This window comes from Kosakonia arachidis, from assembly GCF_900116535.1.
Classification (GTDB): domain Bacteria; phylum Pseudomonadota; class Gammaproteobacteria; order Enterobacterales; family Enterobacteriaceae; genus Kosakonia; species Kosakonia arachidis.
Genome location: NZ_FPAU01000001.1, coordinates 1,286,077 through 1,299,542, shown reverse-complemented (window position 1 = coordinate 1,299,542; position 13,466 = coordinate 1,286,077). Strand labels below are relative to the sequence as shown.

Here is a 13,466-nt window from a genome sequence, read left to right as displayed (position 1 = left end):
TCGCTATAAAAAACCCGGCCGCAGCCGGGTTTTCCTGTTCAACCTTTGCCGTTTAGCACAGCGGTTTTACCGCTTCACGCATGCCACGCAGCAGAATCGCATCCAGATCCAGCGACACCTGTTCCACCAGACCGGCGACTTTGCTCAGATCCTGTTCCCAGTGTTCACTGACGGACAACACGGTTTTCACCAGTTCACTGGTACTGATCTGGCGATCGCCGTGCTGGCTCCACAACTGCTGGTAACGCTCGATCCAGTGCGCATCATCCTGTACCGGATAGGACTGTCCGTTACGCTCAGCGCGGTAGAATGCAATCAACGCGGCAAGCGCGAACGTCAGACGTGCAGGCAATTTGCCAGTCGCTTTCTGCCCTGCCAGCAACTGCGGCAGAATGCGGGTACGGAATTTGGTCATGCCGTTCAGCGCAATCGACAGCAACTGATGCTTGATGTACGGGTTGCGGAAACGCCCGGTCACGGCGCTGGCGAACGATTCCAGCTCATCGCGCGGCAGATCGAGTACCGGAATGATCTCTTCATAAATTGCTTTTTCAACAAATGCGCAGATTTCGCTGTCGTTCATCGCTTCGCCGACGGTATCCAGACCAGCCTGGAATGCCACCGGTACCAGCGCGGTATGCGCGCCGTTGAGGATTGCCACTTTACGTTCTTTATAAGGCTTAATGTCATCAACAATCAGGACGTTAAGCGGCAGTTTATCGAGACGCAGTTCTGATGCCAGTGATTTCGGACCCTGGATCACAAACAGATAGAAGTGCTCTGCAGTGTCGAGGAAGCTGTCGCGGTAGCCCAGTTCAGCTTCCAGTTTCGCCACTTCATCACGCGGATAACCGGTTACGATGCGGTCAACCAGCGTGGAGCAGAAATCGTTCGCCGCCTCCAGCCACTGGAGGAATTCTGCGCCCAGCGCCCACTCCTGAGCATAACGCACTACCAGTTCATGCAGCGCGTCGCCGTTGTAATCAATCAGTTCACACGGAATGATCACCCAGCCTTTATCGGCCGCGCCAGCGAAGTGGCTGAAGCGTTCGAACAGCAGACGGGTCAGTTTTGCCGGGTAACTGACGGCCGGCGCATCGTTGAATTTATCGCCCGCATGGTAGCTGATGCCCGCTTCTGTGGTATTGGAAAACACAAAGCGGATATTCGGGTTGTGGGCCAGTTTCAGGAACTCATCGTACTGACCATAGACACTGATTTCACGGTTAACAGAACGGATAAGACGCGCATCGCTCACTGCTTCGCCCTGCTCGTTCAGGCCGCGAATAATCGTGGTATAGAGGCCATCCTGCGTGCTCAGAGACGGCGGAAAATCACTCTGGATCGGACGAACGACCACCACACCGGCATCAAGGTCGGTGTGTTCGTTCAGCAGATCGATTTGCCAGTCAACAAAAGCGCGCAAGAAATTCCCTTCGCCGAACTGAATGATGCGTTCAGGGTACTCAGCGCCGGGAAAGTTGCGACGGTTTAATGTGTTCACAGTGGGCTCCTATTTGATTAGTCATACAACCTTTATAAATTGGTGTGATAACTTACCAGACTTTTCGACCATGGAACCCTGTTTTGATCAAAATGGGCCGTCTTATTAGACCGAATTATATAAACTTGTAAAAAATTGTCGTACCCGTCACATTTCCGTCCGGCATCAGGGCATAGCGCGGGATTTCACCTGCGCGTTGCCAACCCGATTGTTGGTAGAAATGTTCCGCTCCACTGCCGGTGGAGGTGTCCAGTACCAACACTGTTTTCCCGTTTTCACGCGCGGCATGTTCCAGCGCCGCCATCAGCCGATTCGCCAACCCCTGACGACGCGCTTTTTCGTGAACCAGTAATTTAGCGACATCCGCGCGATGCGGTTGGTTTTCTGGTTGATCGAGCACCATCTGCACAGTGCCGACAATTTCTCCCTGCTCATCCTGCGCCACCAGCACAATGCGTTCGCCTCGCGCGACGCTGGCCGCAACATCAGACCAGAATTGCCGGGATTTTTCACGCGACAGCGGGTGCATAAAACTGACGGAAGCGCCGCCGGAAACACAGTTTTCCAGCACCTCGCAAAGGGAATCGATATGGACAGAGAACGTCTCGCTCGTGCTGGCGTGAATATGATAAGTGGTCATTTTAATTCCTATATACACAAAATCATTCACACTGCGTCGAGGCGGCAAGACTACGCAGCCCCAGGAGCTTACATAAGTAAGTGACTGGGGTGCAAAGGCGAAGCCAACAAAGAGGCAGTTTGAAGGATAACGTGTATAAAACAACCACTATCTTATTTGCCTGTCTGCAACACAAGGCCGTCGCTATAGGTTTTTGTGATGTTCTAACGGACGCGGTTGTTAGGTTTTTTCATGGCATACATTTTCTGAACCGCGTCTTTAATCCACGGGCTCAGCTCGCTATTGCCGTTGTGGTCAAACTCGCTCACGCCCCAGGAAAAATGTAGCTTCCACGCTTTTCCGGAAGTCTGATTCCACGCCTCAACCTGTTCGAGCAGATGCTGCATAGCGATCCACGCCCCCTGCTCGTCGGTGTCAGAAAAGACAATGGCGAATTCGTCACTGCCGTAACGCACCCGTAGATCGGCTTCACGCAGGCTGGCTGTCATCACCGAAGCCATCGCTTTCAGCGCCTTATCGCCTTCGGCGCGCCCCCAGGAATCATTAATCTCGTTGAAGTTATCCAGATCGATCCACGCCAGCGTTAACGGCTCAGCCCGACGGCGAGCGCCGTAAATGGCAAACGTCGCCAGGCTGTCGAAACCGCGACGGTTAAACAGCCCGGTTAGCTCATCGGTGGTGGCCGCGCTCATCACCGCGAATTCGTCTTCGACGATAGTGGCGAAATCTTTCAGGCTATCCAGATCAGCATGGCTCAACTCCCGAGGCTCTTTGTCGAGCAGACAAAACGATCCCACCACCGCGCCATCCGGTAGACGCAGCGGATACCCGGCATAAAAACGGATCGGCTTGTCACCGATAACCAGTGGATTATCGGCAAAGCGTTCATCATGAGCGCTATCCGGGACGATCAACGGTTCCGGGTGCAAAATGGCGTGGCCGCAAAAGGAAATTTTCCGGGGTATCGTTTCTGCGCGGGGGTAACCATCACAGGATTTAAGATACAGGGTATCTTCGTCCAACAACGTAATCATCGCTGCCTGCACGTTAAACATGCGTTTAGCCAGCCGGGTCAGGCGGTCAAGCCTCTCGGTGACACCACTTTCAAGTAGTCCGGAATTATGTAGTGAAGCAAGACGTTGTTCTTCATCCACGGGAGTAGCAGGTATTTGCATAGGATGCCGATCTCTTTATTTTTTCGGGCCGTTTCCGCAAACAAAAAACTGTCGATCAATTCGCGGGATACAGCGTAAAGCGTAGCCTATTCAGCACGTTTGTCAGTGGGAGTAGATCTGGTTTTTACCCAGTCTTTTTGCCTGGTACAGCGCATCATCCGCTGCTTTTAACCAGTCAGTTACGTCATTCATGCCCGGCAGCGATCTGGCAATGCCAATGCTTAACGTGCATTTAAAATTATAATCCTGCACGACGGTCATCACTGCCGCCGCATTCATAATGCGCGTTGCGACGGCATGCGCCTCCTCCTGCGGCATGTCCGGCAAGAGGATCACAAACTCATCGCCGCCCAGGCGCGCGGGTGTATCTGTTTTGCGGGTAGCAATATGCAAAATCTTCGACACGGCCACCAGCAGGGCATCGCCGACTTTATGACCAAACCGGTCATTTACTTCTTTGAAATTATCAATATCGATAAACATTAGCGACGAATGACCCGCTGTGGTGCTCAATTTGTCCAGCTCATACTGGATACGCTTTTCCAGAAGGCGGCGGTTCGCGATATCAAGTAGCGGGTCCATCATCGCGATGCGCTCCAGCTCGCGACTTTTCGTCCGCAGTTTCATCGCAATGCTGTCGGTCAGTACACTCAGCGCCAGCATATAAATACCAATCAGCGGCAGTGTGGCGAACATCGTACGCTGGGTGACCAGCACATCGAACGGAGTACCAACCGCAATCCAGGCCAGCATAAATACTGCCAGCAGCGCCAGCGCCGCTTTGCGCATCAGAACAAAACCGCCCGCCGATAAGCGATCGGCAAGCAGGATGGTGGCAATCACCACTGAAGGCAACGGATTCAATGCCATTAGGGCGATCCACAAACCTCCCGCACCCGCATCGATCACCAGGTTCTGATGTTCAATTTGCAGCGGCAGTTGCGCTTTACGTGCCCGCAGGAAAGCGAGCGTCGGCCAGATAAAGGCATTCGCAGCAAGCAGGAGAATACACCACAGCGGACGCCGTAATTCGAGAAGAACGGAAAGAATAGGGAAGAAGCACAACAGGGTCCCCAGTATACGCATCAGATACATTCGCCTGACATAACGGCTGCCAACAACACGCTCTTTTTTATTCAACTTGTCCGGCTCGATCATGTCGCGTTACATTCCGCTACTTACAGGAGTCAATAGTATTAACCTTAAAAATGAGTAGCAAGTAATTTAATAACTTAAGAATATTACTCCGTTTCGGGTATCAATCGTGGACTCTGCACGCAGAGTTAATTATCAGGCAACGAAGTCGCAGAGGGTTTTACCGCAACCTCACTATGGGTAGTGCGATTTCGCCCCTGTTTTTTCGACCTGTAGAGATTTTCATCCGCGGTCTCCAGTAGCGCATTAAACCTCTCCGTTAAATTCCAGGTATTGGTTTTGCCGCTGCTTATGCCGATACTGAACGTCAAATACAGTGTCTGCTGCCGCCACTGAAAGGGATGGTTAGCCACTGAAAGGCGCAGCGTTTCTGCCAGTTGTACCCCCTCTAGCGAATCAAGGGTGGTTGCCATTACCACAAACTCTTCGCCGCCCATCCGCGCCACCACCCCGCGCTCACCCAGCACCATCTGGATCTGCCGGGCAAAGGAGGCCAGTACCTGGTCGCCGCACTCATGACCGTAGCTGTCATTCACGCTTTTAAAATAGTCAATATCCAGCAGCATCACTGACACATGCTTATCAGCAAAACGTTTATCATTTTGGTTCAGCACTTCATACAGTCCCGAACGTGAATAAACGCCGGTGAGAAAATCGAAATTTGCGCGCAGGGAGACCTGGCGCATCAGGCTATTAACCGTCTCGACACTGACGGAGACAATCACCGGGCAGATAGCCATGGTGGCAATCCCCAGGCGCGCAGAGAACATATGCGACATCCCCATCGGCGAAGCGATCGAGATATCAATCACGCGGCTGGAAACGAGGATAATTTCCGCGGCGCCGGTCAACAGCGTGATCAGAGAGGTAAACGGCAGGGAATAGCGTACCGCACACCAGATCAGCGTCGGTAATGGAAACGCCAGACTCCCCGCCCCGCCGATCACCACGGACGCAATCACCGAAACAACAACAGCAACAATCGGAATACTCCGTTGCAGGGAGAGTTGCAGCGGCTTGTGCGGCCAGCTCATTGTCAGCACACCCGGCAGGATCAGCACGCCTGTAGAAAACTGCTCACCAAACCATTCGGCCAGCAACGGCCAGAACCCCTGGCCATTAATGCCGACGGATCCTATCGCGCCGAAGAAACCGCACAGCAACGCTGCCAGCAAACAATAACCAAACAACATCAGGACACTGGTCGGTTCCGGCGCCTCAAGCATCTGGTGTCGTTTTGCGCCAATGAACTGCGCCATGGTAATAATAAATACCATGTTCGAGAAGTTGATGAGCAGCGAGTCTATGCCCCAGTTGGTGGTGACCGCATCATAAATCAGCATCGCGGCGTAGCTGATAAGATAGTAGTGCCAGCGCTGGAGAAAAGCGTAGCGAGCAAACACCCCGGCCATCACCGCATTGAGCGGCCAGAACAGTGACAGTTGTTCGACAAGGCGCATCATTGCACCGAGAAAATAGAACAGTGTGGTCAGGATAAAAATAACCACCGCGTTAGTGAGCGGAGCTTCCTCCCGCAACAGGCGGAAAGGGGTTGAAAAAAATACACGCATCAAATCTCAATCCATATCACTGACAGGAGCCACGTTCGGTCACCTGCGGGAGGCGCTCTGGCGCGATCGCACTTAGCGCGGCGAATTCATCTGGATAACCAGCCACTGGTAAATGACGTCAACAATGTACTGTTGTTGCATTTCTGTTAATGGATAACCGCGCGCGATATGGTGCCACTTCTCCAGACAGCCGCGGCAGCAGGTGGCCGTTGCGTGCTGGGCAATAAATACCGGATGTCCGCGCATAGGTGTCTGCTTGCCATCATTTTGCGGTTCGGCGGGTGACAGCCGCTGCGCGACGAAATCTGCCGCGTGGCGGGCAATCACTTCCGCGCCTTTATCCACACAATATTGACGCTCTTTCACACCAAGGCGAAACCGGGAACGAAAAGTGGAACGCCCCAGACGCTCAAACAACGGTGTTAAATCAGCCATCAGTAGACGGATCTCCCCAGTTTTTGCGTCAACGCCTCCAGTACGGCGACACCGGCCAGCGAGTTTCCCGCCGCATCCAGTTCCGGGCTCCAGACGGCAATCACCATCTCTTGCGGCACAACGGCCACAATCCCGCCGCCAACGCCTGACTTCGCCGGTAATCCGACGCGCCAGGCAAACTCCCCGGCATTCTGATACATGCCACTGGTCGCCATCAGCGCATTTACCTGACGTGCCTGTAACGCGGAAATAATCGGGGAAGCGATATGCGCGGCATGGCCGCCGTTGGCGAGAAACAGGAAGGTTTGTGCCAGCTCCGCACAGCTCATTTTGAGTGCGCAGTAGTGAAAATAGTTCTGTAAAACCGTCGGGACATCATTATGGAAGTTGCCGAAGGATTTCATCAGCCAGGCGATGGCGTTATTGCGTGCAGAGTGTTCCAGCTCGGAGCGGGCCACGGCGCTGTCATAGGCGATATCGGGCACGCCGGAGAGCTTACGCACCACTTCCAGCATCCGCTGGCGCGGCGCGCTGAGACGGCTTTGCAGCATATCGCAGACCACCAACGCCCCCGCATTGATAAAGGGGTTGCGCGGTTTGCCCTGTTCCATCTCCAGTTGCACCAACGAATTAAACGGATGGCCGGAAGGATCTTTACCCACCCGCTGCCAGATCTCCTCTTCTGCGTAGTGGTTCATCGCCACCACCAGACTCAGCACTTTAGAGATCGACTGAATGGAGAAACGCTCGTTGGCATCTCCCGCGCGGAAATGTTCGCCGTTAACGGTGCTGACCGCCACACCCAGCTTGTTGCCGCTGATTGAGGCCAGCGCCGGAATATAATCGGCGACCTTACCTTGTCCTAGTAGCGGACGAATCTGCGCAAGCACCGCTTCCAGAACCTCATTTCCCATCACCGTAGCCACGTTAACCCCTAACTCCCAGGCCAAAAATGGCCTCGGAGTATAGCAGATCTACCCGGCAGCGTCAGGCCGGAAGACGAAAACGCGCAACCGCTTGCAGTAGCTGGCGAGAATTATGATGCAACTGCTCAGAAGCCTGCGTGGCGGTCGAGACCAGTTCATCGGTACGGCGGGACACGCTGTTCAGTGAATGCAGGCGGCGCGTCATTTTGTGGATGCTTTCCCCCTGGCTCAGCGTAGCGGCCGATATTTCACTTAGCACTGCACTTAAATGCCCCACCAGCCCGGTAACCTTTTGCAGGTTATCCTCCAGGCGGCTGACGGCAGTGGTGCCGTCGTTAATACCCTGCAATGAGTGGTTAATCAGTTGCTGAATAGTTTGCGTAGAGTGGCTGCTTTTGCGCGCCAGCAGCCCGACCTCTTTCGCCACCACTGCGAAACCGCGGCCGTGAGTACCGGCATGCGCCGCTTCGATAGCGGCATTCAGCGCCAGAATATTGGTCTGGAATGCGACGCCATCGATCATCGCCACAATGTTGCGCATCTCTGCCGAACGTTCGACAATTTCACGCATCGACTGCGTCACCGTATCCATCATCCGGTCGCCACCCTCTGCCACTTTACGCGCTTCATCCGCCTGTTGACGGGCCTGCTCGGCAAAACCGCTGTTGCCCTCCACATGCGACTCCAGCGTGGCGATATGTTCCGTCACATCAGTCAGTTCCTGCGCCTGCTTCGCGGACTGTTGATACAAGGACTGGTTGCCTTCCGCCAGACAGCCAATGGTTTCAACCATTGAAGCGGTGGCGTCACTGACCTGCATCACCAGTTGTTGCAATCCATGCTGCATAGTGCCGATGCTCATGCCCAGTTGATCAATTTCGCGGTTAAAACACTGTACCGATGGCAACGGTGTCCCCAAATCCCCGGCGGCAAGCACATTGATATGGGCAATCAGTCTGCGCAGCGGCGTAATGACCCAGCGCGACATGGCGAACCACACCAACACAGCAATCACCAGTAGCAATGCCGGAACCAGCATAAAAACATGCTGCAACTGCGCAAGCGTCGACATTAGCGCCTGTCTACCCTGCTCCGAACGCGTTTCGCTGGCCTGCTGGAATCGGGCGTAATTGTCGTTAAAATCGGCCTGAAATGCCTGCGCCGGTACGGCGAAAAACGCATCAATCGACTGGGTTTTTACCAGCCCGTCCGCCTGCTCTTTCAGCGCGCCATAAAACATCTGGTAACTATTAATCAACCCCTCGTCTTTCGGTGGATTGAGCGCCAGCCAGGCCTGCCAGGCTTTTTGTGAATCGTCGAGCGCTTTTTTGGTTTCGTCCATCAGGCTGTGCCAGCTGCCAACTGAACCGGTCTCTTTATCCTGCATAAAATAGACGCCCGCACGATTCAGCAGATCGCTGGCGGTCAGCAACGCGATGCGGGCCTCATCGACCCGTACCTGTTGCAAATGCGCCTGTTGGTTCCGTTGTTCGCTAGTTTGTGCGTCGCGTAACGACGCGGAAAGGACAATGGATGAGGTGATTTGTAGCGCGGAAAAGAGACCGATGATACAAAAAATTCCGGCCAACAAACCAAACTGTCGTGGAACAATACGCCGAAAAATACGGCGGAAAATTTGCATTAAGCTCATGATATTCTTCTATAACCACAAAGTTGATGTGAGTCTACAAAAGGATCATGACACGCCCATGACAGCCAGAGGTGACGCGCCCCGCCGGGGGCGCTTACCTTATAGCCGGTCTTTCCACACAGTCTGGATGTTGCAAAATTCATGCAGACCGAAGTGCGACAGCTCGCGGCCAAAACCGCTCTTTTTCACGCCGCCAAAGGCCACGCGGGCATCGCTGGCGCTGAAGCCATTGATAAACACGCCGCCGCACTCCAGACGTTCAGCAAACTGCTGCGCCCGCGCAGAATCAGCGGTAAATACCGTGGCCGACAAACCGAAATCACTGTCATTCGCCAGTTGCAGCGCATGCTCCGCATCGCGGGCAATGCTGATGGCGGCTACCGGACCAAACAGCTCCTGGCGAAAGGCCGTCATTGTCGGCGTTACCTGCGTCAGTACCGTGGCCGGGTAGTAGTTGCCGCTGCCCGGCACTTTGTCCCCACCGAGCACCAGCTTCGCCCCCTCTTTTATACTGGCCTGAACCTGCGCATGCAGTTCATCGCGCAGATCAAAACGCGCCATCGGGCCAAGGTAGTTCTCTTCGACGTCCGGCGCCCCCTGTTTCAGCGCCGCAGCCGCGGCAACGAATTTATCGGTGAACGTTTGTGCAACGCCCTCTTCAACGATAAAGCGTTTGGCCGCCGCACAAACCTGCCCGGTATTCTGATAACGCCCGGCTACCGCTGCTTTCACCGCCAGATCCACATCGGCATCGTTGAGCACAATAAAGGGATCGGAGCCGCCGAGTTCCAGCACGCATTTTTTCAGCGCCGCACCGGCCTGGGCACCAATTGCTGCTCCGGCACGAACGCTGCCGGTTACGGTGACAGCGGCGATGCGCGGATCGTTAATCGCCTGGCTGACGCCCTCATTGGTCGCATTCACCCAGCCAAACACCCCTTGCGGGATCCCGGCCTGCACGAAAATCTCCGCGATCAATTGCGCGCATCCCAGTACGTTAGGTGCATGTTTCAGCAAGTAGCTATTGCCTGCGAGCAAAATCGGCACCGCACCGCGCAATACTTGCCACAGCGGGAAGTTCCACGGCATTACCGCCAGAATCGGCCCCAGCGGACGATACTCAATCGTAGCGCGATGCGCTTCCACCCGCGTCGCTTCGCTGTCGAGCATCGCCGGACCATGATCGGCATACCAGTCGCACAACGCGGCGGACTTATTCACTTCGCCGCGGGCCTGCAAAATGGGTTTGCCCATCTCCTGGCTAATCATCTGCGCCATCTCTTCACCCCGCGCTCTAAGCGCTGCGCCGAGATCGCGAAGCTTTTGCGCACGCTCAGCAATGGCGATCTGCCGCCACTGGCGATAACCATTCGCAGCCAGTTCAAGCATGGCATCCACCACTTCGCGGCTCGCCCACGGCGTCGCGCTCAGGGTTTCCCCGGTGGTCGGATTAACTGAAATCGCATGTGTTGTCGCGGAAATTGACATAACGTCTCCCATAAATGTGTTCAGGACTTGCGCAATAGTGGCCGAGTTTGTTATTTCTTAAAACTGAATAATATTAACTCCAGTATTCACGATGAGAGAATGGTATGGACTTAACACAGCTTGAGATGTTTAACGCGGTGGCGCAGACCGGCAGCATTACCCAGGCAGCGCAAAAGGTGCATCGCGTGCCGTCTAACCTCACCACGCGTATTCGTCAGTTGGAGTCCGATCTTGGCGTCGATCTGTTCATCCGCGAGAACCAGCGCCTGCGGCTTTCGCCCGCCGGGCACAGTTTTTTGCGCTACAGCCAGCAAATTCTGGCGCTGGTCGATGAAGCACGCATGGTAGTGGCAGGCGACGAACCGCAGGGACTGTTCTCACTCGGCGCGCTGGAAAGCACCGCAGCCGTGCGTATTCCGGCGACACTGGCGAAGTATAACCAGCGCTACCCGCGTATTCAGTTCGATCTTGCTACCGGCCCTTCCGGTACGATGATCGACGGCGTGCTGGAGGGGCAACTTAGCGCCGCGTTTGTTGACGGACCGATTATGCATCCGGGGCTGGAAGGTATTCCGGTCTACCGTGAAGAGATGATGATCGTCGCTCCGGTCGGCCATGAAACGATTACCCGTGCCTCACAGGTCAACGGTGCCAGCATTTATGCTTTTCGCGCCAACTGCTCCTACCGCCGCCATTTTGAGAGCTGGTTCCAGGCCGATCGCGCAACGCCAGGTAAAATCCATGAGATGGAGTCTTACCACGGCATGCTGGCCTGTGTGATTGCTGGTGCCGGGCTGGCGTTGATTCCGCGCAGCATGCTGGAAAGTATGCCCGGCCATCACCAGGTAGAAGCCTGGCCGTTGGCGGAGAATTGGCGCTGGCTCACCACCTGGCTGGTGTGGCGGCGCGGTGCGAAAACCCGCCATCTCGACGCGTTTATTGAATTGCTTAACACCAATTCACAGGATGAATAAGGCATAAAACGCGACGCTACAGATTTATGCCGCTTACGCTCATAGCGGAGAGACAAATGTCCTCCACTTGCCGCATGACAAATCGGCTTCTGAGTCTCCGGACCACTGTAAGCCATACCGCTCACTCTTTTCGAACCGCCGGGCTGAAGGGAAATGACTACGTCAGCCGGACAGAGCCAGCCATAAGTAAAATCTGTGCGGACAGTGATCATCAGGGCACTGGGGTTCAGGAATCATCGCACTTTACCCCGGAAGGACAGCACGGAGTTCGCTTAAAGGAACGGCTTTAGCGAAATACCATCCCTGTACACAGCACTCAGGTACATTTTCTTTAAGAAACTGATACTGCATTTCAGTTTCCACTCCTTCGAAGACCACTATTTTAGGAATGTTTTTAAACATTCCTATCAAGCCAGGAAGAATATGTTTATTGATGGATTCAGTCCCTATCGAGTCAGTTATTGATTTATCAATTTTAATTTCATCCACATCAAGCAACGAAAGCCAGTTCAGGTTTGAATAACCGGTTCCGAAATCGTCAAGTGCAAACATGATTCCGGTACCCTTAAAAAAATCCATAGTTTGCTTGATATCATCTGTTCCGAAACTTTGTCTTTCGGTAATTTCAAGAATAATAGACTCACCTGCGACGTTTTCTTTTTTTAACGTGCTCAGCAGTTTTTCACGGAATTCCGCAGAACAGATATCAGCACAACTCACGTTGATACTTAAAGTGATATCGTTGTTCAGCAACATTGGCGCACACTGCCTGATGGCATGCTCAACAACATACTGACTAATCTTATTTATTAAGCCATTTTTTTCGGCAAGCGGAATAAATATATCAGGGCCGATGTACCCTATTTGAGAATCCGTCCAGCGTAAAAGTGCCTCCACTCCTGTTATATTCCGGTCTTTAACTTTGTATATGGGTTGATAGACGAAGTGTAACTCCTGATTTAGAATTGCATTTTCCAGTCGCGTAAGTAATGACTGTTTATGTGATAAGTTATTAATGTATAAAGTGCCAATTAAGAAACCGATAATAAAGGATAAACTAAATAAAAACAGCAAGACATAAGTGTTGTTTTTAAAGAAGAGCGAGAGTGAGGTTCCGACAATAACACAAACATCATTCACACGGTTACAGGATTTCTCAGTAAAGTACAACAAGGAATGAGCCTGCTTATGCTCTATCGATTCCAGTAACTGCGTATTTTTCCCGATCATGAAAAAATGATTTTTATGTTTAAAATCACCTATAACGGCATCAAAATCCATTTTATTGGCCTCATCCCAGAAACGCTGAAAGGCAAAAGGAGAGACCGTTATAGCGAAATTATTAGTGTAAAGGACATTTGCGGTAATGTGCTCTTCTATAAAAGCATCAAATACCCAGGTATAGCTCCCCCGATTAACTTTATTTCTGAATAAATTTAAAGAAAGAGGTGCATTCAGTTTACCCCAAAGGGCCGAACAGATAATTTTCTCATCATTGACGTAAGCGATATCCTTAATCAGGGGATAAGGCCATAGCCGTTTTCGAAGCGCATTCAGGTACTGGCTACTGCATGGCTCATAGACGGCGAACTCCTGCCGAAACCCGTCAATCAGTTTTACCTGTGCAATCAGACTGTCAGCGCGCGCCAGAATTGCATCAGCATAATCTTCAACTTTTTCATGGGTATAGTAATAATACCCCCCTAATCCTGCGCCGTACAGGACGCCGAATGTTAACACTATTGAAAGGGTGTAGATACTGATCCTGTGGTGGATAATTTTCAGTATTTGCAGTGGCATTGTTGACAGCATCCCCCTGGTATTATGGTTATCCGGCGCGAACGCTTTGTATAATCTCGACCATACTCCAGCCATCGTACTGCGACATGGGAGGTAAACAGCAGTCTTCGTATTTATCGGCCGTACGTTTCGAGACTTTATCAGTAA

The 13,466-nt window shown here is 52.9% G+C and carries 11 protein-coding genes; 1 reads left to right on the top strand and 10 read right to left on the bottom strand.

Going from position 1 to position 13,466, the window contains the following annotated elements; translation table 11 throughout:
* Window positions 1–52 precede the first annotated feature (52 nt).
* The 9 genes from BM427_RS06365 to sad form a co-directional block, all read right to left on the bottom strand.
* Entirely contained in the window at window positions 53–1,504 is a 1,452-nt protein-coding gene (locus BM427_RS06365) for a tagaturonate reductase (RefSeq protein ID WP_090120170.1), read from the bottom strand.
* 115 nt (window positions 1,505–1,619) lie between these two features.
* Window positions 1,620–2,144 carry a GNAT family N-acetyltransferase gene (locus tag BM427_RS06360; RefSeq protein ID WP_090120168.1) on the bottom strand — a complete coding sequence of 175 codons (525 nt, stop codon included), beginning with the start codon at window positions 2,142–2,144 and terminating at the stop codon, window positions 1,620–1,622.
* Between the two features lie 203 nt (window positions 2,145–2,347).
* Window positions 2,348–3,319: a sensor domain-containing diguanylate cyclase gene (locus BM427_RS06355; protein WP_090120167.1), complete on the bottom strand. Its 972-nt coding sequence runs from the start codon at window positions 3,317–3,319 to the stop codon at window positions 2,348–2,350.
* Window positions 3,320–3,421: 102 nt separating this feature from the next.
* A complete protein-coding gene (locus BM427_RS06350) occupies window positions 3,422–4,414 on the bottom strand; it encodes a sensor domain-containing diguanylate cyclase (protein ID WP_090120710.1) in 993 nt (330 codons plus the stop codon).
* 188 nt (window positions 4,415–4,602) lie between these two features.
* Complete coding sequence (locus BM427_RS06345) at window positions 4,603–6,045, bottom strand: GGDEF domain-containing protein (protein WP_090120165.1); 1,443 nt, start codon at window positions 6,043–6,045, stop codon at window positions 4,603–4,605.
* Window positions 6,046–6,117: 72 nt separating this feature from the next.
* Window positions 6,118–6,480: a DUF4186 domain-containing protein gene (locus tag BM427_RS06340; protein WP_090120163.1), complete on the bottom strand. Its 363-nt coding sequence runs from the start codon at window positions 6,478–6,480 to the stop codon at window positions 6,118–6,120.
* A complete protein-coding gene (gene glsB / locus BM427_RS06335) occupies window positions 6,480–7,406 on the bottom strand; it encodes a glutaminase B (protein WP_090120160.1) in 927 nt (308 codons plus the stop codon). The genes BM427_RS06340 and glsB overlap by 1 nt, the downstream gene beginning before the upstream one ends.
* 61 nt (window positions 7,407–7,467) lie before the next feature.
* Window positions 7,468–9,057: a methyl-accepting chemotaxis protein gene (locus tag BM427_RS06330; protein ID WP_090120158.1), complete on the bottom strand. Its 1,590-nt coding sequence runs from the start codon at window positions 9,055–9,057 to the stop codon at window positions 7,468–7,470.
* Window positions 9,058–9,156: 99 nt separating this feature from the next.
* Window positions 9,157–10,545: a succinate-semialdehyde dehydrogenase gene (sad, locus tag BM427_RS06325; RefSeq protein WP_090120157.1), complete on the bottom strand. Its 1,389-nt coding sequence runs from the start codon at window positions 10,543–10,545 to the stop codon at window positions 9,157–9,159.
* A gap of 104 nt (window positions 10,546–10,649) precedes the next feature.
* Between sad and ptrR the strand changes: the two genes are divergently transcribed.
* Window positions 10,650–11,519, top strand: a complete 870-nt coding sequence (gene ptrR, locus BM427_RS06320; RefSeq protein WP_090120155.1) for a putrescine utilization regulator PtrR — start codon at window positions 10,650–10,652, stop codon at window positions 11,517–11,519.
* A gap of 243 nt (window positions 11,520–11,762) precedes the next feature.
* On the opposite strand, the gene BM427_RS06315 is transcribed toward ptrR, so the two are convergent.
* Complete coding sequence (locus tag BM427_RS06315; protein ID WP_090120153.1) at window positions 11,763–13,319, bottom strand: EAL domain-containing protein; 1,557 nt, start codon at window positions 13,317–13,319, stop codon at window positions 11,763–11,765.
* Between the last annotated feature and the right edge of the window lie 147 nt (window positions 13,320–13,466).